We start from the raw sequence: 20,823 nt of genomic DNA on the forward strand, positions 1-20,823 counted from the left end.
CTAGCAAAGCTGCCTGCCTGCGCCAGCCCCAGAGCCCGACGCCGTGGAGGCACTGCGCACATGAGCTTCATCGTCTGGGTGGCCATGCTCGGCGCAGTCTTGTTGCTGCTGGCGTTGACCTCCTCTTACCTGCGCTGGATCCCGGTCACGACCTCGGTCGTGTGCCTGGCCCTGGGCGTCGCGCTTGGCCCAGGTGGCCTCGGCTTGCTGCAACTCGAGCTGCCCGATGCGCACGGCTGGATGGAGCACCTGACCGAGGTCGCCGTGCTGTTTTCCCTGTTTGTCAGCGGCCTCAAGCTGCGCCTGCCGCTGAGCAGCCGCAGCTGGCGGGTGGCGGTTTTCCTGGCTGGGCCGGTCATGCTGGCTTGCATCGCCGGGGTCAGCCTGGTGCTGCATTACGGCCTGAACCTGGGCTGGGGGGTGTCGGTGTTGATTGGCGCCATCCTGGCCCCGACCGATCCGGTGCTGGCCACCTTGGTCCAGGTCAATGACGCGCAGGACTACGACCGCGTGCGCTTCAGCCTGTCGGGTGAGGCAGGGCTCAACGATGGGGTCGCCTTTCCGTTCGTAATCCTGGGCTTGCTGCTTGTGCAGGGCGCAGCAGGCAGCCAATGGCTGACTGACTGGTTGTGGCAAGACGTGCTGTGGGCGGTGCCCGCCGGCTTGCTCAGTGGCTACTGGATGGGGCGCGGCCTAGGGCACCTGACCCTGTACCTGCGCACCCGGCACGAGGACAGCACCCTCTCGCCCAACGACTACCTGGCGCTGGCGTTGATCGCGATGGCTTATGTGGTCGCCGACCTGATCCATGGCTATGGGTTTCTCGCCGTGTTCGCTGCCGGGCTGGGCCTGCGACAGGCCGAAGTACACGCCAGCCCCACCCCACAAGCGCCTGCAGAACACCTTGTGCAGCCTGTGGTCGGCCACCAGCATGTCGCCCCGGAGCACGCGGTCAAAGGCGATATAGCCGCGCTGGAAGACACCCAGGTCGCAGCTGGCATCATGCTGGGCGACATGCTCTCGTTTGGTGGGCTTGTGGAGCGGGCGATGGAGGTGTTTCTGGTGACCTTGCTCGGTGTCGTGTTGATCGAGCACTGGGACTGGCGCGCACTGACCGTAGGCCCGGCGCTGTTCGTGTTCATTCGGCCATTGAGTACGCTGATCATCCCAGGGCGTGGCCTGCTGGACCTTCGCCAGCGCGGCATGCTGGGCTGGTTCGGCATACGTGGTATCGGCAGCCTTTACTACCTGTTCTACTCGGTAAACCACGGCCTGAGCGCCAGCGATGCCGCGGCCATCACCAACCTCACACTGTCGGTAGTGGCGCTGAGCATTGTCGTACATGGGTTAAGCGTGCAGCCTCTTCTGTCGCGTTATGAAGCAGGCCGAAAACGCCGTGACGGCTAGCGTGACTCGGGTCAAGCACACAGCGCCGGCAGTTCGCTACGCAGCAGTGCCGCAGCGGCGGGCTTTAGGAGGGAGGTATTCAGTGCATCGCGCTCAATCCACTTGCAAGCGACGATCTCATTCTTCGGCACCGGTTTATCCTGATCGTCCAGCTGAAGGGTAAAAATGTAATGGAGGGTGTTACCGACTTGCAGCGTGCATAGCGCCACCAGGCGCTCACGGCAAATCCCTGTTTCCTCTTTCAGCTCTCGGCTGGCGGCGTGCAACGGTGCCTCATTCGTGCCCACACCGCCCCCCGGAAAGCCCCATTTCCCGGCCTTTCTACGCACCAGGAGTATTTTGCCACTGCGAAAGCACAGCACCGTCGCTCTGCTCCTGAGGCTGCTCCTGTCAGACATGTATACCTCCTACTTCCCAACACAACGCCCTGCGCTCGCAAGCGGCTAGCGTTATTCACTTGGATGCGAATATCGCGCCACTTTCAAAGCAGGCAACTAGCCTTGAGAAAGCGTGGCCTGGGCGGTAGTTCCGTTCGGCAGAAGAAGATTGTCCAGGCCTGTCGGCAATGAAGGCACCTCGGTGCATGGCACCGGCTTTGCCGGTGATCGCAGGCAAGCCAGCTCCTACAGGCAAGCGCTGCTCTCAAGGGCAGCGTTGCACCTGCGCGTTGGCTTGCCAGCGGGCGGTCAAGCGTCAGGGAGCGCTGCGATAATCGAGATTTCGACCAGCACGGCAGGGTCATACAACTTGGCTTGCACCGTTGCGCGCGCTGGCGCACACCCCTGCGGCAACCATTGATCCCACACCTGATTCATGCCCGCGAAGTCGGCATCGATGTCTTTGAGGTAAAGGGTTGCGGACAAAATCCGTGTCTTGTCGGTGCCGGCCTGGTCGAGCAGTCGCTCGATGTTCTGCAAGGTTTCACGGGTTTGCTGCTGCACATCGCCCGCAAAATCGTTGGCAACCTCACCGGACAGGTACACGGTGCCTTGGTGCTTGACCACAAGGCTCATGCGAGCGTTAGTGTGCAGGCGTTCGATCGTCATCTGAAATATCCTTATCTTGTTGTTATATAAATAAAAAATTGTGAAGCATGCGTAGGCGATTGCTGCATCTGACGGGCACGATAAGGCTCGTCAGCTAGGCCCATTATCCACAATTGACGTTCAAGCTGTAGCCCGCTGGCTGACAGCGCAGCAATCAGCCCACCACCGGCTTCAACAACGCCTGCGCCTCGTAGAGCGGTGGCAGGTAGCGCAGCCGTATCTCGTCGACGCTCAACCGCGAGGCGTGGGTGGTGATCGTCAGCGTCGCCTTCAGCTGGCCGCTACGGTCCAGCAGCGGTACACCCAGCACGCGCATGCCGATTTCGTATTCCTGGTCGACGATGCTGTAGCCCTGGTGGCGCACGCGCTGCAACTCTGCTTCCAGCAGCGCCCGATCGGTCTGGGTATAGGGCGTGAGCGGGCGGAGCGGGTTGCGTGAGAAGTAGTCATCGCGCGCGGCCTCCTCCAGCGCTGCCAGCCAGATTCGCCCGCCGGCGGTGCAGTACATCGGCACCCGCGAGCCGGGCCTGATCGACAACGAGGCGATGTGGCTGTAGCGGCTGCGCACCAGGTGGATGATTTCATCGCCGTCACGGGTGCCGACCGAGACATGCTCCTGGGTCTGCCGCGCCACCTGCTCGACGATGGGCCGCAGCATGCGCGGCAACTGTGCCGAGTCCACGTAGGCCTGGCCGATGCGCAGCGCCTTGGGCGTGAGCCAGTACTGGCGGCTGTCGGTGTCGGCAAAGCCTTCGTGTACCAACGTCAGCAGGAAGCGGCGCGCGGCACTGGGGGTCAGGCCCGATTGCCTGGCTGCCTGCGGCACGGTCAGGCGTGGCTGATCGACGCTGAACAGTTGCATCAATGTCAGGCCTTTCTGCAAGCCCACGATCAGGTCGCGGGGGTGGATATCGGGTTTGTCCATGGGGGTTCTCCAGTGATGCGCGAGCCCGGGTAGGAGCAGCCTTGTGCTGCGAAGAGGCCGGTGGCAACACCCTCGATCTTCGCTGTTTTTACTGGCCTCTTCGCAGCACAAGGCTGCTCCTACAGTGAGGGAGCGTGTTTATGACGGACATTTTTTGGTATTACCCGCCAATAATCGCTACCTGACTGCGATTATCGCACTACCCGCCCGACAAGCGCATTTTCCCGCGCCCTGTACCCGGTCACCCTTGCTGCACAACAACAGCAAGCACGGAGGTCAGCATGATTCGGGGTTCGACAGAACTGGTCGCCATCGTCGGTTCACCCATCACCCAGGTGAAATCGCCTGAAAACTTCAACACCTGGTTCGCCAGCAACGGCTGCGACCTGGCAATGCTCCCCATCGACCTGCAAGAGACTGCGCTGGAAGCCTTTGTCGGCAGCCTGCGCGGCTGGCAGAACCTGCGCGGTTGCGTGGTCACCGTGCCCTACAAACAGGCACTGGCCGCACGCCTGGACGGCCTCAGTGCGCGCGCCGCCGCACTGGGTTCGGTCAACGTGGTGCGCCGCCACAGTGACGGCCGCCTGCTCGGCGACAATGTCGACGGCGCAGGCTTTCTTGGCGCCGCACGCAAACAGGGCTTTCAACCGGCAGGCAAACGCGCGCTGGTGATTGGTTGTGGTGGGGTGGGCAGTGCAATTGCCTATGCACTGGGCGAAGCGGGCGTGCGCCAGATCATCCTGAGCGACCCCAGCGCTATCCGCGTTGGCGCGCTTTGCGAAGTACTCGGCACAGCCTTCCCCAGTCTCGAAATCGCCACCCACTACCGCTCGCTGGAAGCGTTCGACCTGGTGGTCAACGCGTCGCCGGTTGGCATGGGCAGCACCGATGAGTTGCCGCTACCAGCGCCGATGCTGACAACCCTGCAACCCTCCACGTTGGTTGCCGACGTGGTCACCTCGCCAGAAATCACCCCGCTGTTGCAGCAGGCACGCGACCGGGGCTGTGCGATCCAGACTGGCCCGCAGATGGCCTTTGCCCAACTCGGCCACCTCGGCGCCTTCATGGGCGTCACCCCGCTGGAGATCTGAGCCATGGCCGCTACCGAACACGCGCAACCGGTGTACGACTTGGTGGTCCTCGGCAGTGGTGCCGGGGGCTTTGCCGCCGCCGCCACAGCTGCCAGCCTTGGCCTGAAGGTACTGGTCGTGGAGAAAGCCGACACTTTCGGCGGCACGTCGGCGATCTCCGGCGGTGCGGCGTGGGTGTATGGCACCGATCAAGCCCGTGCAGCCGGCGCCAAAGACTCCCCCGAAGCCATGCGCACCTACCTGAAAACCGTGATTGGTGCCGGCTACAACGCACCGCTGGTAGACGCCTTCATTGCACGCGGGCATGAAGCGCTGCGCTGGCTGGAGCGCCACACCGAACTGCGCTATGCCCTGCGCCCGCACTCGCCGGATTATTACCCGGATGAGCCCGGTGCCACCCAGTTCGGCCGAGCACTGGAAATGGTCGAGTACGACGGCCGCCGCCTCGGCCCGCGCTTCAAGGACCTGAAAATGCCACCGCCGGGCATGCTGTTGTTCGGCGGGATGATGGTCAACCGTGTGGATATCCAGCATTTTCTTGGCCTGCGCAAATCACCACGCTCCCTGTGGCATTGCCTGAAGCTAATGGCACGCTATGCGTTGGACCGCCTTCGCCACCACCGTGGCACCCGCCTGACCACCGGCAATGCGCTGATTGCACGCCTGGCCACCACGGCATTTGCCCACGGCACGCAACTGTGGCTGCGCAGCGAGGCTAAGGCGCTAATCGTCGAGCACGGCGCGGTGACTGGCGTGGTGGTGCAGCACGAAGGCCAGCGCGTGCAGGTGCGTGCCCGGGGTGGCGTGGTCTGCGCCATGGGCGGCTTCGCAGCCGGTGAACTGGCTGCCGCCTACCGCCCAGGCGTTGATGCGCCGCACCTGACCATGTCGCCGCCAACCAACGACGGCGCCGCGCTGCACCTGGGTGAAGCGGTGGATGCTGCCCACGGCGAGGGGCTGGCCGCTAACTTCTTCTGGGCCCCCGTTTCCGAATTGCGCCATGCCAATGGTGAGCGCGAACGCTTCCCGCACCTGGTCACCGACCGTGCCAAACCGGGGGTGATCGCGATCAACCCGGCCGGGCAGCGCTTCGTCAACGAGTCGAACTCCTACCATCACTTCGTGCAGACCATGTTCGCCAGCAACCTCACCACCTGCTGGCTGATCTGCGACGCCGAGGCCATGAACCGCTACGGCCTGGGCCTGGCACGCCCGAAACCTGTGAACAACGCGGCACTGATCGACGCCGGCTACCTGTACCGCGCCGACACACCCCGCGCCCTGGCCGAGGCCATCGGCGTCGACCCTCAGGCATTGCAGGCGACGCTGGAGCGCTTCAACGCCGACGCCCGCAACGGCATCGACCGCGCATTCGACAAAGGCGGCAACAGCTACAACCGCTACATGGGCGACCCGCATCACACGCCCAACCCCTGCCTGGCGCCCTTGGTCAAGGCGCCCTTCTACGCCATCCAGCTCCACACCGGCGACCTGGGCTCGGCACGCGGCCTGGTGACCGACGCCCATGCCAACGTGCTCAACCGCGCCGGCACGCCGGTTGCCGGCCTTTATGCAACGGGCAACGACATGAACTCATTGATGAACGGCACCTACCCCGGCCCAGGCATCACCCTAGGCCCTGCCCTCACCTTCGGCTGGATCGCCGCCAGCCATATTGCCAACCGCCTGCAGGCGCAGGCCCACCCTGTAGAGACACAAGCATGTACTACGAACTGAGAACCTACACCCTCGACCCACTGAAGATGGCCGATTGGCTGGCCCTGTACCAAAGCCACGCGCTGGCGGTGCAGAGCGAGCACCTGGGCAAGCTGGTCGGTTTCTTTACCAGTGAATTCGGCGAGGTCAACCAGGTGGTGCACCTGTGGGCCTACACCAGCCTCGACGACCGCATGCAGCGCCGCGCGGCGATGGCGGCGGACCCGCGCTGGGCGGAGTTCTCGCAGCGCAATCGCGAGCTGGGCGCAGTGTTGCGGTTGCAGTCGCGGTTGATGCGGCCCACCGGCTTTTCGCCGCTGCAGTAACTGACGCCCCCTCCAACCTGACCGGAGCCCCTCCATGCAATCCCTGGAATGTGACGTACTTGTCCTCGGCTCCGGCGCCTCTGGCCTGGCTGCCGCAGTAACCGCCGCCCATCACGGCCTGAAGGTGATCGTCGCGGAAAAGGCCAGCCAGTTCGGTGGCACCAGCGCCTGGTCGGGGGGCTGGTTATGGATACCCCGCAACCCGCTGGCGATCGCCGAAGGCACCGTCGAAGCCGACGATGCGCCAGAACGCTACCTGCGCGCACAGACCCACGTCGCCGAACTGGACCCTCGCCAGCAGGCGTTTTTGCGCCATGGACCGGAGATGGTGGCGTTCTTCCAGCGACATACCGCCGTGCAGTTCCAGTCCGGGACGAAAATGCCCGACATGCACGAGGGGGATGGCAGTGCGCGTGGCGGGCGCTCCCTGTGTGCGCAGCCGTTCGACGGGCGCCTGCTTGGGCACTGGCTCCACCGGCTACGGCCGCCCCTGGACATCGTCAGCCTGGCCGGCATGGGCATCGCCGGTGGCGCAGACATGGCCGCCTTCTTCAACGCCAGCCGCTCACCCAAGGCGGCCTGGCACGTCGGCAAACGCCTGCTGCGCCATGGGCGCGACTTGCTGCTGCACCGTCGCGGCCTGCAACTGGTCAACGGCAACGCGCTGGTGGCGCGCCTGCTGCGCAGTGCCCTCGACCTGGGCGTGACGCTGTTGCATGACCGGCAGGCCACAGGCTTGCTGAGGGATGGGCGTATCACAGGCGTGCAGTTCAGCGATGGCCAGGTGATCCATACGCGACGCGGTGTCGTGTTGGCCTGCGGCGGGTTCCCCCATGACCGCCAGCGCATCGCCCAGCTGATACCCCATGCCCCTGAGGGCGATCGCCATTATTCCGCAGCGCCGCCGCAGAACAATGGCGACGGCCTGCGCCTGGGCGAACAGGTCGGCGCACAGGTCGCCACCACGGCGGCCCACGCCGGGGCCTGGGCGCCGGTCTCACTGGTGCCGCGAAGCGACGGCAGCCTCGGCCACTTCCCGCACCTGATCGACCGCGCAAAGCCGGGTTTCATTGCCGTGCGCGGTGACGGTCGACGATTCGTCAATGAGGCCGACAGCTACCACGCCTTCATGAATGCGCTGTTCACCTCCACGCCACTCGGTGAGGCGCCCGAGGCCTGGTTGATCTGTGACCACGCCGCGCAACGTCGTTACGGTATCGGCTGGGCCAAGCCGTTCCCCTTCCCTGCTGGCTTCTATGAGCGCCGTGGCTACCTGTTCAGCGGCCCTGACCTGGCGCAACTGGCCGCACGCTGCGGGATCGACGCAACGCAACTGCAGCGCACCGTGGCACTTTTCAACCACCATGCGGCGCAGGGCACGGATCCGGACTTCCAGCGTGGCGCATCGCTGTATAACCGTGCGCAGGGCGACCCCTTGCACGCGCCCAATCCGTCGCTGAGGCCGCTGCTGCACGGGCCCTTTCATGCGGTAAAACTGCTGCCGGGCAGCCTCGGCACCTTCGCCGGCCTGCACACGGATGCTTCGGCACAGGTAATGGACAGCCTGCAGCGCCCAATACCTGGCCTGTTCGCGGTCGGCAACGACATGCACAGCATCATGGGCGGGCACTACCCCAGCGGCGGTATCACCCTTGGCCCTGGGATGACCTTCGGTTACCTGGCAGGCATGGCACTGTGCAATCCGCCAGAAGACGCCGCGTCACTTTTGTTCGATCATCGAACAGTAGCCCCATCTTTGAATTGACGCTCCCCCCTTCACTGCTCACCATAAATGACCTTGCACGCCCAGCCTTGCCCTGGGCAAAACCGCGTTCCAGACGCATTGCCGTTCAAAACAATTTCAAGAAACGACTTCACATGACCCCTTCCAAGTTCGACACTGCCAGCCCCCGCCTCGCCCATGGATCCATCGGCGACAAGGTGCGCGGCGCCTTCGCCGTCGGCAAGACCCGCTGGGGCATGCTTGCCCTGGTGTTCTTCGCCACCACCCTGAACTACATCGACCGTGCCGCCCTCGGCATCATGCAGCCCGTTCTCGCCAAGGACATGGGCTGGACGGCGATGGACTACGCCAACATCAACTTCTGGTTCCAGGTCGGCTATGCCATCGGCTTTGTGCTGCAGGGCCGGCTGATCGACAAAGTCGGGGTAAAACACGCCTTCTTCGGCGCCGTCCTGCTGTGGAGCCTGGCCACCGGCGCCCATGGCCTGGCGACCTCGGCAGTAGGGTTTATGGTCTGCCGCTTCATTCTGGGCCTGACCGAGGCGGCCAACTATCCGGCGTGTGTAAAGACCACGCGCTTGTGGTTCCCCGCCGGCGAGCGCGCCATCGCCACCGGCCTGTTCAACGCTGGCACCAACGTCGGCGCCATGGTCACCCCGGCGCTGCTGCCACTGATTCTCGCTGCCTGGGGTTGGCAGGCCGCGTTCATCGCCATGGGTAGCCTTGGCCTGGTTTGGGTGGTGTTGTGGGGTTTGAAGTATTTCAACCCTGAGACGCACCCGCACGTTCGCCAGAGCGAGCTGGACTATATCCAGCAAGACGTGGAGCCCGAAGCCAAACCCGTGCCGTTCAGCCGCATCCTGCGCCAGCGCGGCACCTGGGCCTTTGCCGTGGCCTACTCGATCACGGCGCCGGTGTTCTGGTTTTACCTGTACTGGCTGCCGCCGTTTCTCAACCAGCAGTACGACCTGGGCATCAGCGTCACCCAGATGGGCATCCCGTTGATCCTGATCTGGCTGACTGCAGACTTCGGCAGCATCGGCGGCGGCATTCTGTCGTCCTGGCTGATCGGCCGCGGCGTGCGCGCCACCCGTGCCCGGTTGATCTCGATGTTGATCTTTGCCTGCACCATCGTCAGCGTGGTCTTCGCTGCCCACGCCAGTGGCCTGTGGGTCGCGGTGCTTGCCATCGCCGTGGCGGTCGGCGCGCACCAGGCCTGGACCGCGAACATCTGGAGCCTGGTCATGGACTACACGCCCAAGCATCTGGTGAGCACGGTGTTCGGCTTCGGCAGCATGTGCGCGGCCATCGGCGGCATGTTCATGACACAGATCGTCGGCAGCGTGCTGACGGTCACCCACAACAATTATGCGGTGCTGTTCACCATGATTCCGGTGATGTACTTCATTGCCCTGGTGTGGATGTACTTCATGGCACCGCGTGGGATCGAGGCCGCGTAAAGGCCTTTCAGGTTTCCTCTATGGGGCTCTTCGGAGCCTCTTTTTTTGCCTGCAGACAGGCTATTGGACCTTTGCCCTAACTTGGACCGGCCTTGAGGTTTACTGTCATGCGCTGCTTTGCAGCCCTTGCCTGGCAAGCCAGCTTTCACAGAACAACACATACCGAATAGATTTAGCAGGGACCTGTGGGAGCGGGTTTACCCGCGAACACCGGCGAAGCCGGTGCCATACACCGCGGCGCCTGCATCGCCGGCAAGCCGGCTCCCACAGGAGTGGGGACTCGCTTTCGATCTTTGTTCTCTGCGCCGCATAGCGGCCCTTGAGCTCAAACCCGCGCCAATACCGCCTTGGCTTTCTCCAGCGCCATCCGCGCACGCTGCTCGCCGCTCACGCCCTGCTCCAGTAACTGCCGCGTCGGAATCTCCAGGCTCAGCGGTACGGTGGCCGGCAAGCCACGCAACAGGCCGATCAAATCAGCATCGCCATCACCCGGGAAGCGCCGTTCGTTGCGGGCCTGGCGCAGGATCTCGTCCATGTCGTCCGGCACCGGGCCGGCCACGTCGCACAGCTGCGCATAGCGCATGCGCTGCGGTGCCAGGTGGGCCAGGTCGTCGAGTGAGGAAGCCGAGCGGTTGAAATGGAAGGCGTCCACCAGAACGCAGCCGTTTGCCCGGTCAGCGTTGGCAACCACCCGCATGGCCTGGCGCAGGTCGCGAACATCAGTCCAGGGCATGAACTCCAAGTGCGGATGGATGCCATAGCCCGCCGACAGGTCGCACAGTGCGGCAAAGCGCTCCGTGAGGCGTGCCTCGTCCGGGTCGTTACCGGCCACCAGCAGTTCGGTCCCGCCCAGCTCGGCACCCACCGCCAGAATGGCTTCGAAATCGGCAACACAGGTTTCGGGCTTGAGGCGCAGGATTTCCAGGTCGAGTACCTTGATGCCGGTATCGCGCAGGCGCGCCTGGGTCTGCCGGCGCAGCTCAGCGTCGGCCACCAGCGGGAAGTGCTGTTCCTCTGCGGTAGCCGGCACCAAACGCAGGCCCACGTGGCTGTAGCCGGCACGGGCAGCGGCCTCCACCATGGCCGGCGGCGAAAGCTCGAGCACCGTCAGCGCGGCAAGGGAAAAAATACGGTCAGTCATGTTCGTTACCTGAAGGCAATTAAAGGTGTGAAGGGGGCTCGCGTCAGGCGATCGTCTCGGGGGCACAGGCCCGGCCGCTTTCGGCTGCCTGGCGGATCGCCTCGACCAGGGCCAGCGTGCGGCCACCATCTGCAGCGTCGGTCAAGGGGGCCTCTTCACCGCGGGCGACGCGAATGAAGTGCTGCAATTGCAAGGTCAACGCTTCACCTGCCGGCGTTTCGGCGCCACTTTGCAGCAAGGGTGTGTGCCAGCCGGAGCCTGCTTCGCCGTACTGCCAGTGCTTGAGCTGCGGAATGCTCAGCGCGCCGTGGCTGCCGGCCAGCAGGTAGCAGGGCTGGCCGTCCTGACGCGGGTAGATCGGGCTCTCGCCGGACGTCAACTCCCAGCTCCAGGGGGCAGCCACCGCGTCCGAACCCGTCAGGCTGCCCAGCGCCCCGTTGGCGAACTGCAGCAGCACAGCGGCGCTGTCTTCATTGGCATACCCACGCACATCGTTGCGGGTGAACGCCTGCACCTGCACGACCTCGCCGCACAGGTAGCGCAGCAGGTCGAGGTCGTGAATCAGGTTGGTCAGCAAAAAACCGGCGCCCGGCTCGCGGCGCCAGGGGGTGTCGAAGTAGCTGTCGGGCTTCTGCAACTGCCACAGTGCAGTGACATTGATCAGCCTACCCAGCGCCCCCTCGGCGATCAGGCCGCGCGCGCGGGCGATCAGCGGGTTGTGCCGACGATGGTGGCCGACCAGCACTGGCACGCCACAGCACTTGGACGCTTCGACCAACGCACGGACTTCGTCCAGGTGCACGCCCACAGGCTTTTCCACCAGCACCGGCACGCCGGCTGCGATGCAATCGAGCGCGGTGGCCACGTGCAGGTTGTTGGGGTTGGCGACGATCACGGCCTCGGGTTTGACGCTGGCCAGCATCTGCCGGTGATCGGCGTAATAGGCCACCCCGCATTCGGCGGCGAAAGCCTCAGCCTGCGGGCCGGGGTCTGCCACCGCGCACAACTGCGCTTGCGGCAGCTGGCGCAGGTGCTGGTAATGCTGGCGGCCCATGATACCGGCGCCAATCAGGGCGATACGAAGCGGTGCATTCAACGGACTGTCCTCTTGTCATTGTTGTCGGGCACAAATTACGGAACAGTGTTCCAGAATTCATGATCGACAATTTAGAACTCGGGTCCGCTTTACAAAAGCGCCGCCTGCACAGACTGTGCGGTTATCGACCACTAATGAACAGGCGGCGCTTCAGGCAAACAGTTCACTGGCCTGGCTTGCCGCCGACAGTTCGCCCACTGCCGCCAATAAAAGGCTAGCCAGTTCAGGCAGGCGCGCTTGCGCCAGCCGGGCACTGGGGCCGGCAATGCTCAGCACTCCGATCACCTCGTCGGTACGTGGGCGCCGCACCACGGCGGCCAACGCTGACGTGCCCACCGCTGAGGTCTGCTCGACCCAGGCATAGCCACGCTCCCGTGCACGCTGTAGGTAGCCCAGCAGTTCATCCGTGGAACGCGGCGCATTCGGGCCGAACTGTGCCGGGTCGGCGATGCCTTGGCGCAAGACCATCTGCAGCGCCTCGTCGTCGCTCAAGCTGGCCAGCCAGGCATGCCCGGAGGCGGTGTAGAACAGCGGGGCATCGCGGCCCATGTCGGGGTCGTAGCGCAAGCCGGAGCGCGCGCCCTGGGACTTGGCGATCCAGGTCTGGCGGCTGCCTTCGATCACGCCCAGGCGCACCAGCTCACCGCTGTCCTGGGCAAGGCGGTCAAGAATCGGCTGAATGATGTCGGCGCCACTGCTGGACAGGTAGCGAAAGCCCATCGCCACCAGCTTGGCAGACAGCTGATAGCGGCTGTTGTCGCGGTTCTGCCGCACGTAGCCCAGGCGGATCAGCTCGGCCAGCATGCGGTGGGTGGCGCTTTTGGGGATCTCCAGGCGCTCGGCCAACGTCTGCAGGGCAAGGCCCTCAGGCTCTCCGGTCAGGCTTTCTACAAGACTGAAGGCACGTTCGATCTGACTACCAGCCATGGCTAATGTCCCTGAAAAATGGATGAATTCTGGAAGATGATTCCACAGCCACTGCCATCGGCGCAGCAGGCGGGCGTTGAAGTGTCCGGTTATCGACCAGTTCTGCACGGCCTCACTTGCATCCGGCACCGTCTCACATAAAGAATATGGAATCACGTTCCAATAATAATACCGGAGACCCTGCGATGCCTACCGACACCTTGCAAGCCGAATACGACGTTCTGGTCATTGGCTCAGGCGCAGCCGGCCTGGCCGCAGCGGTAACGGCAGCCTGGCATGGGCAGCGCGTGATGCTGGTAGAGAAAGCGCCGGTGTTTGGCGGTGCCACGGCCTGGTCCGGAGGCTGGGCCTGGGTACCCCGCAACCCGCTGGCCCGCCGCGCCGGCATCGTCGAAGACATCGAACAGCCTCGCACCTACCTGCGTAACGAATTGGGCACGCATTACGATGCTGAACGGGTTGATGCCTTCCTCGAGGCCTGCCCCCACATGGTCGCCTTTTTCGAGGAACACACTGCGCTGCAGTTTGTCGACGGCAACGCCATCCCCGACATGCATGGCGACACACCCGGCGCCGCCACCGGTGGGCACCAGGTGATCGCCGCGCCCTATGATGCCCGCGAGGTCGGCGCGCTGTTGCCCCGCCTGCGCAAGACCCTGCGCGAGACCTCGTTCATGGGCATGCCGATCATGGCCGGCCCTGACCTGGCCGCCTTCCTCAACATGACCCGCTCGCCACGGGCCTTCTTGCATGTGTGCAAGCGCTTTGGCCGCCACCTGTACCACCTCGCCCGCCATGGCCGGGCCATGCACCTGGTCAACGGCGTGGCTCTGGTGGCGCGCCTGGCCAAATCGGCCGAAGACCTGGGCGTGCGGCTGCTGGAATCTGCCCCGGCCAAGCGCCTGCTGATTGAGCACGGTCAAGTGCGCGGCGCCGTGATAGGCACACCGCAGGGTGACCTTACCGTCCGCGCGAAAGCCGTGGTGCTCGCCGCCGGGGGCTTCCCCAACGACAGTGCGCGGCGCCGGCAGCTGTTTGCGCGTGATGCCAGTGGCCATGACAACCTCGCCCTGCCCCCGCAGTCCTGCTCGGGCGATGGCCTGCGCCTTGGCGAGTCGGCAGGCGGTGTGGTGGCTACCGACCTGAAATCTGCAGTGGCCTGGGCACCGGTCTCCAAAGTGCCGCACCGCGACGGCAGCGTCGGCCACTTCCCGCACATCATTGAACGCGGCAAGCCCGGCGTTATTGGCGTGTTGGCCAGCGGTAGGCGCTTCGTCAACGAAGCGCACGGCTACTACGACTATGTGTCAGCCATGCTCGAGGCGGTGCCGCCGGGCGAGGAAGCCTGCTCGTGGCTGATCTGCGACCACCGCTTCCTGCGCCGTTACGGCCTCGGTCACGCCCGACCTGCGCCGTTGCCGGTATGGCCGCACCTGCGCAGTGGCTACCTCAAGCGCGGTGCCAGCATCGAACAATTGGCCCGCGCCTGCGGCATCGACCCTGTCGGCTTGAGTGCCACCGTCGCGGAGTACAACAGCCACGCGCGCCATGGCCAAGACCCGGCTTTCGGCCGCGGCTCCACGCCGTTCAACCGCAAGCAGGGTGACCCGGCGTACAGCGGGCCGAACCCATGCGTGGCGCCGATCGAACAAGGGCCGTTCTATGCTGTGAAGGTTCAGCCCGGTTGCTTTGGCACCTTTGCCGGCTTGCGCACCGATGGCCATGCACGGGTACTGGATGAGCAAGGCCAGCCGATTGGCGGGCTTTATGCCGCCGGTACCGACATGGCCAGTGTGTTTGGCGGCTGGTACCCCTCAGGCGGCATCAACCTGGGCCCGGCGCTGACGTTCGGTTACGTGGCCGGGCGGCATATTGCCGGGGCGCAGGCACCGGAATAAGGCCACCGTTTGGCGGTCACCGGGTAAAAACTGTACAAAAAAATCATCCTGTATAGCTTTGCGGCGAAAGCTAAACTATACCTGTACAAGAAAACTTTTTTGTACAGGAAAGTGCATGCACAGCTACCTGCAAACCTTCGCCGAACGCTTTGCCAGCCTCGATGCGCACACCCTCGACATGCTCGGTGACCTGTACAGCGAGGACGTGACCTTCCGCGACCCCCTACACCAGCTCAACGGCTTGCCTGCGCTGAGGGGGTACTTCGCGCAGCTGTACGCGAATGTGCAGGAGGTTCGCTACACCTTCGAGGGTTACGACGAAGTGCAGCCGGGCCACGGGTACCTGCGCTGGACCTTGCATTTTCGCCACCCTCGCTTGGGCAATGGCGCGCTGATCAGCCTGCAAGGCTGCAGCCACCTGCGTTGGCACGAGCGGGTTCACTTTCATCAGGATTACTTTGACGCCGGTGCGCTGCTTTACGAGCACGTCCCGATCATGGGCAGCGCGGTCCGCTGGCTCAAAGGGAGGCTGGCATGAGCCGCTGCTGGGTGACCGGTGCCAGCAGTGGCATCGGCGCGGCGCTGGCCCTGCGCTTGCTGGAGCAGGGGCACCAGGTGGCCTTGGGTGGCCGTCAGGCCGAGCGCCTGGCACCTTTAGCGTCGCGGTTTGCGCAGCAGGCCATGCTGGCCATCGGCGATAACGACGAACCGGGCCAGGTCGCCAAGGTCGCCGAGCAGATCGAGCATGCCTGGGGTGCACTCGACCTGGTGATCCTCAACGCGGGCACCTGCGAATACCTGGAGCCGGGGCACTTCGACCCGGCGCTGGTCGAACGGGTGATGCGCACCAACCTGATCGGCACCAGCCACTGCCTTGCCGCTGCCCTGCCCTTGCTGCGCCGTGGCCAGCGCCCGCACCTGGTGGTGGTGGGCAGCTCGGTGAACTGGCTGGCCCTGCCCCGTGCCGGCGCCTATGGCGCGTCCAAGGCGGCCCTGCGTTACCTGGTGGAGTCGCTGCGCATCGACCTGGTCCGCGAGGGCATTGATGTCACCCTCGTCAGCCCTGGCTTCGTCGACACGCCCTTGACCCAGCGCAACGACTTCCCCATGCCACAGCGCTGGAGCGCCGAGCGCGCCGCCGGGCACATCGTCGCGCGCCTGGCCAAACGCCCGCTGGAAATCAACTTCCCCGGCGCTTTCACCTGGGTGTTGCGCCTGCTCGGCGCATTGCCGGTGCGCTGGCGTCTGCAGCTAGGCCAACGCCTGGCACGAAACCCACGGGAATAGCACGCCATGCGCATCGCAATCATCGGCAGCGGTATCGCTGGCCTCACCTGTGCCCACTTGCTCTCACGCCAGCATGCGCTGACGGTGTTCGAGGCGGCTGACTGGGTGGGTGGCCACACCCACACCGTCGACGTGAACTGGGGCGGCCAGCAGTATGCGCTGGACACCGGGTTCATCGTCTTCAACGACTGGACTTACCCGCATTTCATTCGCCTGCTCAAACACCTGGGGGTGGCTTCGCGGCCGACCCAGATGAGCTTTGCGGTGCATGACCCCGCCAGTGGCCTGGAGTACAACGGCCATGACCTCGACACCTTGTTCGCCCAACGGCGCAACCTGTTGTCACCTGGGTTCTGGGGCATGCTGCGCGACATCCTGCGCTTCAATCGCCAAGCCCTGGCCGACCTGGACAACCGGCGCATCGAAGAAGACACCACGCTGGGCAGCTACCTGCGCACACACGGCTATGGGCGGCGCTTCATCAACCACTACATCGTGCCCATGGGCTCGGCGATCTGGTCGATGTCACGCGCCGACATGCTGGGCTTTCCGTTGCAGTTTTTCGTGCGTTTTTGCCGCAACCACGGTTTGCTGTCGGTCAACCAGCGCCCGCAATGGCGGGTGATCGAAGGTGGCTCGCGCAGCTACGTGGCACCGTTGTGCCAGCCCTTTGCCGAGCGTATCCGGCGCAACTGCCCCGTGGCCCGGGTGATCCGTGACGCCGACGGCGTGACTGTGATCAGCGCTGCCGGTACCGAGCGCTTCGACAAGGTGGTGTTCGCCTGCCACAGCGACCAGGCCCTGGCCCTGCTGGCAACACCCAGTGCGGACGAGCGTGCGGTGCTGGGTACCCTCACCTACGCCAGCAACGATGTGGTGCTGCACACCGACACTCGCCTGCTTCCGCGTCGGCGTAAAGCCTGGGCCAGCTGGAACTATCGGCTGGGCGGCGCCGAGCAGGCACCTGCGGCACTCACCTACAACATGAACATCCTGCAGGGCATCGACGCCCCGGTCACCTTCTGCGTGAGCCTCAACCAGACGGCGCAGATCGACCCGGCCCAGGTGCTCGCCCGCTTCAGCTACAGCCACCCGCAGTACAGCCTCGCGGCCTTGGCTGCACAGGCCCGCCAAGGCGAACTGCAGGGCCGCCAGCACAGCTACTACTGCGGTGCCTACTGGGGCAACGGCTTCCATGAAGACGGCGTGCTCAGCGCGTTGAAAGTGGCAGAACACTTCGGAGAGTGCTTGTGAACAGCAGCCTGTGTCATGGCTGGGTCAGCCATCGGCGGCTGACCCCGCGGCACCATGCATTCCGCTACCGGGTCGGCATGTTCTACCTGGACCTGGACGAGCAAACACACTGGCGCGGCCTGTCGCGCTGGCTCGCGCGTTCGCGGCTGGCGCCCTTGTGCTGGCGGGAAACCGACTACCTGCCCGCACTGACCGCGCGTGGCATACCGTTGGCCCAGGCCGCCCGCCAGCTGGTCGGCCAAGCAACCGGGCACGCACCCGAAGGCGCGGTGCACCTGCTCACGCAACTGCGCTGCTGGGGGCTGTCGTTCAACCCGGTGAGCGTCTACTTCTGCCATGACCGCGACGGCCACCTGGTGGCGATACTGCTGGAGGTCCGCAATACACCTTGGCGGCAGCGCCACCACTACGTGCTGCCGGTGCAAGACGGCCAACCCGACGCATTTAGCCTGGCCAAGGCGTTTCATGTATCGCCGTTCATGCCGCTGGACATGGACTACCGCCTGCGCTTCGTGCTCGACGGCCAGCGCGTCCACGTGCACATGGCGAACTGGCGCGATGGGCACAAGGTATTCGAGGCCCACCTGGCGCTGCGCCGCGAACCGCTGGACCGGCCCGCCTTGCACCGCTACATCCTGAGCTTCCCGTGGATGAGCCTGCGCACAGTGTCTGCCATCTACTGGCAAGCCCTGCGCCTGCTGCTCAAGCGCACCCCTGTCTACAACCACACCGCCTGCCAGGGCAACCTGAGCCTTGGCCACGCCTGTAAGGAACCTGATCATGTCCGACCCCACACTGAGCGTTAGCAAGTCGGCCGGCCTGACGCCGGTGCTTGGCAGCCTGGCCCGGATGGCCGTGCTGGCGCAATTGCGGCGCTTGAGCCAAGGCTGCCTGCGTTTGATTTGCAATGACCAGCACTGGAACTTCGGTGACGCCGGCAGCGCGCTGTATGCCGAAGTCGAGATCGTCGATGATGCCGCCTGGAGCCTGATCGCCGGCAACGGTTCGATCGGTGCTGGGGAGGCTTATATCCATGGCTACTGGCGCACCCCCGACCTGGCGGCGGTAACCCGCCTGTTCGTGGCCAACCTGGACGTGCTGGATGCCCTTGAAGGTGGCCTGGCGCGCTTCGGCCGCCCCGCCCTGCGCCTGCTGCATCGCCTTAACCGCAACAGCCGGCGCGGTGCGCGGCGCAACATCCTGGCCCACTACGACCTGGGTAATGCGCTGTTCGAACGGCTGCTCGACCCAACCCTGATGTATTCCGCGGCACAGTTCGACAGCCCCGAGCAGAGCTTGGAGCAGGCCCAGCTGAACAAGCTGGAGCGCATCTGCCAGAAGCTTGAGCTCAAGCCCCACGAGCACCTGCTGGAAATCGGCAGCGGCTGGGGCAGCCTGGCCATCCATGCCGCTACCCGCTTCGGCTGCCGCGTGACCACCACGACGCTTTCCGAGGCGCAGTACGCGCACACGCTGCAACGTGTGCAGGCGGCAGGCCTGGAGCAACGTATCACGGTACTGCGCGAGGACTACCGCGACTTGAAAGGGCGCTTCGACAAGTTGGTGTCGATCGAAATGATCGAAGCCGTCGGCCATCGTTACCTGCCCCTGTACTTTCGCCACTGCGCCGCGCTGCTAAAGGACGACGGCCTGATGCTGTTGCAGGCCATCACCATTCGTGACCAGCGCTACGAAAAGGCCCGGCGTTCGGTGGACTTCATACAACGCTACATCTTCCCCGGCGGCGCCCTTCCCTCACTAAGCGTCCTGCTCGACACCGCCAGCCGCCAGACGGCGCTGAACCTGGTGCACCTGGAGGACTTTGGCACCGACTATGCGCGCACCCTGCGCCATTGGCGCGACAACCTGCGCCATGCGCGCAACGCGTTGATGGAGTTGGGCTATGACGAAACCTTCCAGCGCCTGTGGGAGTTCTACCTGTGTTATTGCCAGGGCGGTTTCGAAGAGCGCGCCATTGGCGTGGCACAGCTCCTATGGGCCGCGCCCCAGGCCCGCCGCGCACCCCTACCAGGCGCCTGACCAGGCAGGCAAAGGCTGCACACTTCCCGGTAGGAGCAGCCTTGTGCTGCGAAGAGGCCAGTGAACATTGCGAAGATCAACGGTGCTGTCGCCGGCCTCTTCGCAGCACAAGGCTGCTCCTACAAAGGGCGGGTCATGTGATCACTGCGGTATCGGCATCGCCAGGTTGATTCAGAAAACAGGCGCCTGACCAGGCAGGTAATGGCTGCACACTTCCCGGTAGGAGCAGCCTTGTGCTGCGAAGAGGCCAGTGAACATTACGAAGATCAACGGTGTTGTCGCCGGCCTCTTCGCAGCACAAGGCTGCTCCTACAAAGGGCGGGTCATGTGATCACTGCGGTACCGGCATCGCCAGGGTGATGCAGAAAACAGGCGCCTGACCAGGCAGGCAAAGGCTGCACACTTCCCGGTAGGAGCAGCCTTGTGCTGCGAAGAGGCCAGTGAAAATGACGAAGATCTACAGTGCTGTCGCCGGCCTCTTCGCAGCACAAGGCTGCTCCTACAAAGGGCGGGTCATGTGATCACTGCGGTACCGGCAACGCCAGGTTGATGCAGAAAACACGTGCCTGAGCCTGGCAGGCAATGGCTGCACACTTCCCGGTAGGAGCAGCCTTGTGCTGCGAAGAGGCCAGTGAACATTACGAAGATCAACGGTGTTGTCGCCGGCCTCTTCGCAGCACAAGGCTGCTCCTACAAAGGGCGGGTCATGTGATCACTGCGGGAGCGGCATCGCCAGGGTGATGCAGAAGGTAGTACCCGCCTGCTCGGTCGATGTGACCGAAACTTCACCTGCATGCGCCTGGGCTATCTGCCTGACAATAAACAGCCCCAGCCCAATGCTGCCGGCCTTTGCAGCCCGTTGCTGGCCGCGTACCAGCGGCTCGAACAGGCGCCCAAGCAGCTCGGCAGGGATGGGTACGCCCCAATTGTGTACGCTCACGGTAGCTGCACGCCCATAACTGCGCGATGTCACTTGTATGGGCGCACCGCGCTCGCCATAGGCGACGGCATTGGCGACCAGGTTGCCTACGGCTTGATGAAGGCGGTCCTTGTCGAACAGGGCGCTGCGCTCGCCCAGGTGCAGGTGAATCAAGGGGTAATCGGGGCAGGTCAGGCGCAGCTCTTCCACGCACCTCGCAACAGCCTCTGACAGGTCGCACAGCACAGGATGCAGGGCGATGCCTCGCCCTTCTTGCAGCAACGTGTAGTCCAGAAGGTCCGCCACCAGCCGCTGAGCCCGCGCCACCGAATCGCTGATGGTGCCCAGCAGCTTGAGCGTATCGGCAGTGTGCTGGCGACGCGACAGCAGCTCTGCAGCCATGTCACGGCCTGCAGCGGTGTACGCAGGTCATGGCAGACCATGCCCAGCATCTGCTGGGGCGACACGGTCGGCTTGTACATCGGCGCCGGTAAAGGGGGCATCAGGGCGAGGGAAAGCACGGGGCAAACTCCTATGGCGGAACAG

General features: G+C 64.4%; 19 protein-coding genes. 12 read left to right on the plus strand and 7 right to left on the minus strand.

The window, feature by feature from the left end; genetic code table 11:
- The first annotated feature begins 60 nt into the window (after positions 1-60).
- Positions 61-1,407: a cation:proton antiporter gene (locus QOS90_RS08500; protein WP_085273163.1), complete on the plus strand. Its 1,347-nt coding sequence runs from the start codon at positions 61-63 to the stop codon at positions 1,405-1,407.
- Between the two features lie 11 nt (positions 1,408-1,418).
- Here the strand turns inward: QOS90_RS08500 and QOS90_RS08505 are convergent, their stop codons facing one another.
- The 3 genes from QOS90_RS08505 to QOS90_RS08515 all read right to left on the minus strand — a co-directional run bounded on the left by QOS90_RS08505 (position 1,419) and on the right by QOS90_RS08515 (position 3,378).
- Positions 1,419-1,805 (minus strand): NUDIX domain-containing protein, encoded by a 387-nt coding sequence (locus QOS90_RS08505; protein WP_027596257.1) that lies wholly within the window; start codon positions 1,803-1,805, stop codon positions 1,419-1,421.
- A 288-nt stretch (positions 1,806-2,093) separates the two neighbouring features.
- Positions 2,094-2,453 (minus strand): RidA family protein, encoded by a 360-nt coding sequence (locus QOS90_RS08510; RefSeq protein ID WP_027596256.1) that lies wholly within the window; start codon positions 2,451-2,453, stop codon positions 2,094-2,096.
- A 154-nt stretch (positions 2,454-2,607) separates the two neighbouring features.
- Positions 2,608-3,378 carry an IclR family transcriptional regulator domain-containing protein gene (locus QOS90_RS08515; RefSeq protein ID WP_085273162.1) on the minus strand — a complete coding sequence of 257 codons (771 nt, stop codon included), beginning with the start codon at positions 3,376-3,378 and terminating at the stop codon, positions 2,608-2,610.
- A gap of 281 nt (positions 3,379-3,659) precedes the next feature.
- On the opposite strand from QOS90_RS08515, the gene QOS90_RS08520 reads away from it, so the two are divergent.
- The 5 genes from QOS90_RS08520 to QOS90_RS08540 all read left to right on the plus strand — a co-directional run bounded on the left by QOS90_RS08520 (position 3,660) and on the right by QOS90_RS08540 (position 9,715).
- The gene (locus QOS90_RS08520; RefSeq protein WP_027596254.1) at positions 3,660-4,469 is read left to right on the plus strand and encodes a shikimate dehydrogenase family protein; all 810 of its coding nucleotides are present in this window, start codon (positions 3,660-3,662) and stop codon (positions 4,467-4,469) included.
- Positions 4,470-4,472: 3 nt separating this feature from the next.
- Positions 4,473-6,206: an FAD-dependent oxidoreductase gene (locus QOS90_RS08525; protein ID WP_085273161.1), complete on the plus strand. Its 1,734-nt coding sequence runs from the start codon at positions 4,473-4,475 to the stop codon at positions 6,204-6,206.
- Positions 6,191-6,511 carry an NIPSNAP family protein gene (locus QOS90_RS08530; protein WP_085273160.1) on the plus strand — a complete coding sequence of 107 codons (321 nt, stop codon included), beginning with the start codon at positions 6,191-6,193 and terminating at the stop codon, positions 6,509-6,511. The genes QOS90_RS08525 and QOS90_RS08530 overlap by 16 nt, the downstream gene beginning before the upstream one ends.
- 34 nt (positions 6,512-6,545) lie before the next feature.
- A complete protein-coding gene (locus tag QOS90_RS08535; RefSeq protein WP_085273159.1) occupies positions 6,546-8,276 on the plus strand; it encodes an FAD-dependent oxidoreductase in 1,731 nt (576 codons plus the stop codon).
- A 113-nt stretch (positions 8,277-8,389) separates the two neighbouring features.
- Positions 8,390-9,715 carry an MFS transporter gene (locus QOS90_RS08540; RefSeq protein WP_085273158.1) on the plus strand — a complete coding sequence of 442 codons (1,326 nt, stop codon included), beginning with the start codon at positions 8,390-8,392 and terminating at the stop codon, positions 9,713-9,715.
- Positions 9,716-10,040: 325 nt separating this feature from the next.
- On the opposite strand, the gene QOS90_RS08545 is transcribed toward QOS90_RS08540, so the two are convergent.
- From QOS90_RS08545 to QOS90_RS08555, 3 genes are all read right to left on the minus strand, one after another.
- Positions 10,041-10,856: a sugar phosphate isomerase/epimerase family protein gene (locus QOS90_RS08545; protein ID WP_085273157.1), complete on the minus strand. Its 816-nt coding sequence runs from the start codon at positions 10,854-10,856 to the stop codon at positions 10,041-10,043.
- A gap of 43 nt (positions 10,857-10,899) precedes the next feature.
- On the minus strand, positions 10,900-11,952 hold the full coding sequence (locus QOS90_RS08550; protein WP_085273156.1) for a Gfo/Idh/MocA family protein: 1,053 nt from the start codon (positions 11,950-11,952) through the stop codon (positions 10,900-10,902).
- Positions 11,953-12,102: 150 nt separating this feature from the next.
- Positions 12,103-12,879, minus strand: a complete 777-nt coding sequence (locus tag QOS90_RS08555) for an IclR family transcriptional regulator (RefSeq protein WP_085273155.1) — start codon at positions 12,877-12,879, stop codon at positions 12,103-12,105.
- A gap of 185 nt (positions 12,880-13,064) precedes the next feature.
- Here QOS90_RS08555 and QOS90_RS08560 point away from each other — a divergent pair, with 185 nt between their 5' ends.
- From QOS90_RS08560 to QOS90_RS08585, 6 genes are all read left to right on the plus strand, one after another.
- The gene (locus QOS90_RS08560) at positions 13,065-14,777 is read left to right on the plus strand and encodes an FAD-dependent oxidoreductase (RefSeq protein ID WP_085273154.1); all 1,713 of its coding nucleotides are present in this window, start codon (positions 13,065-13,067) and stop codon (positions 14,775-14,777) included.
- A gap of 115 nt (positions 14,778-14,892) precedes the next feature.
- Positions 14,893-15,315 (plus strand): nuclear transport factor 2 family protein, encoded by a 423-nt coding sequence (locus tag QOS90_RS08565; RefSeq protein WP_085273153.1) that lies wholly within the window; start codon positions 14,893-14,895, stop codon positions 15,313-15,315.
- Complete coding sequence (locus QOS90_RS08570) at positions 15,312-16,064, plus strand: SDR family NAD(P)-dependent oxidoreductase (protein WP_085273152.1); 753 nt, start codon at positions 15,312-15,314, stop codon at positions 16,062-16,064. The genes QOS90_RS08565 and QOS90_RS08570 overlap by 4 nt, the downstream gene beginning before the upstream one ends.
- Before the next feature lie 6 nt (positions 16,065-16,070).
- On the plus strand, positions 16,071-17,318 hold the full coding sequence (locus QOS90_RS08575) for an NAD(P)/FAD-dependent oxidoreductase (RefSeq protein ID WP_085273151.1): 1,248 nt from the start codon (positions 16,071-16,073) through the stop codon (positions 17,316-17,318).
- The gene (locus QOS90_RS08580) at positions 17,315-18,124 is read left to right on the plus strand and encodes a DUF1365 domain-containing protein (RefSeq protein WP_085273150.1); all 810 of its coding nucleotides are present in this window, start codon (positions 17,315-17,317) and stop codon (positions 18,122-18,124) included. Before QOS90_RS08575 ends, QOS90_RS08580 begins: the two co-directional genes overlap by 4 nt.
- The gene (locus QOS90_RS08585; RefSeq protein ID WP_085273149.1) at positions 18,099-19,358 is read left to right on the plus strand and encodes an SAM-dependent methyltransferase; all 1,260 of its coding nucleotides are present in this window, start codon (positions 18,099-18,101) and stop codon (positions 19,356-19,358) included. Before QOS90_RS08580 ends, QOS90_RS08585 begins: the two co-directional genes overlap by 26 nt.
- 712 nt (positions 19,359-20,070) lie before the next feature.
- Here QOS90_RS08585 and QOS90_RS08590 read toward each other — a convergent pair.
- Positions 20,071-20,679: a sensor histidine kinase gene (locus QOS90_RS08590; protein ID WP_256577387.1), complete on the minus strand. Its 609-nt coding sequence runs from the start codon at positions 20,677-20,679 to the stop codon at positions 20,071-20,073.
- Positions 20,680-20,823: the final 144 nt, after the last annotated feature.

Source organism: Pseudomonas sp. LAIL14HWK12:I10 (assembly GCF_900184205.1).
In the GTDB taxonomy this organism is placed as follows: domain Bacteria; phylum Pseudomonadota; class Gammaproteobacteria; order Pseudomonadales; family Pseudomonadaceae; genus Aquipseudomonas; species Aquipseudomonas kermanshahensis.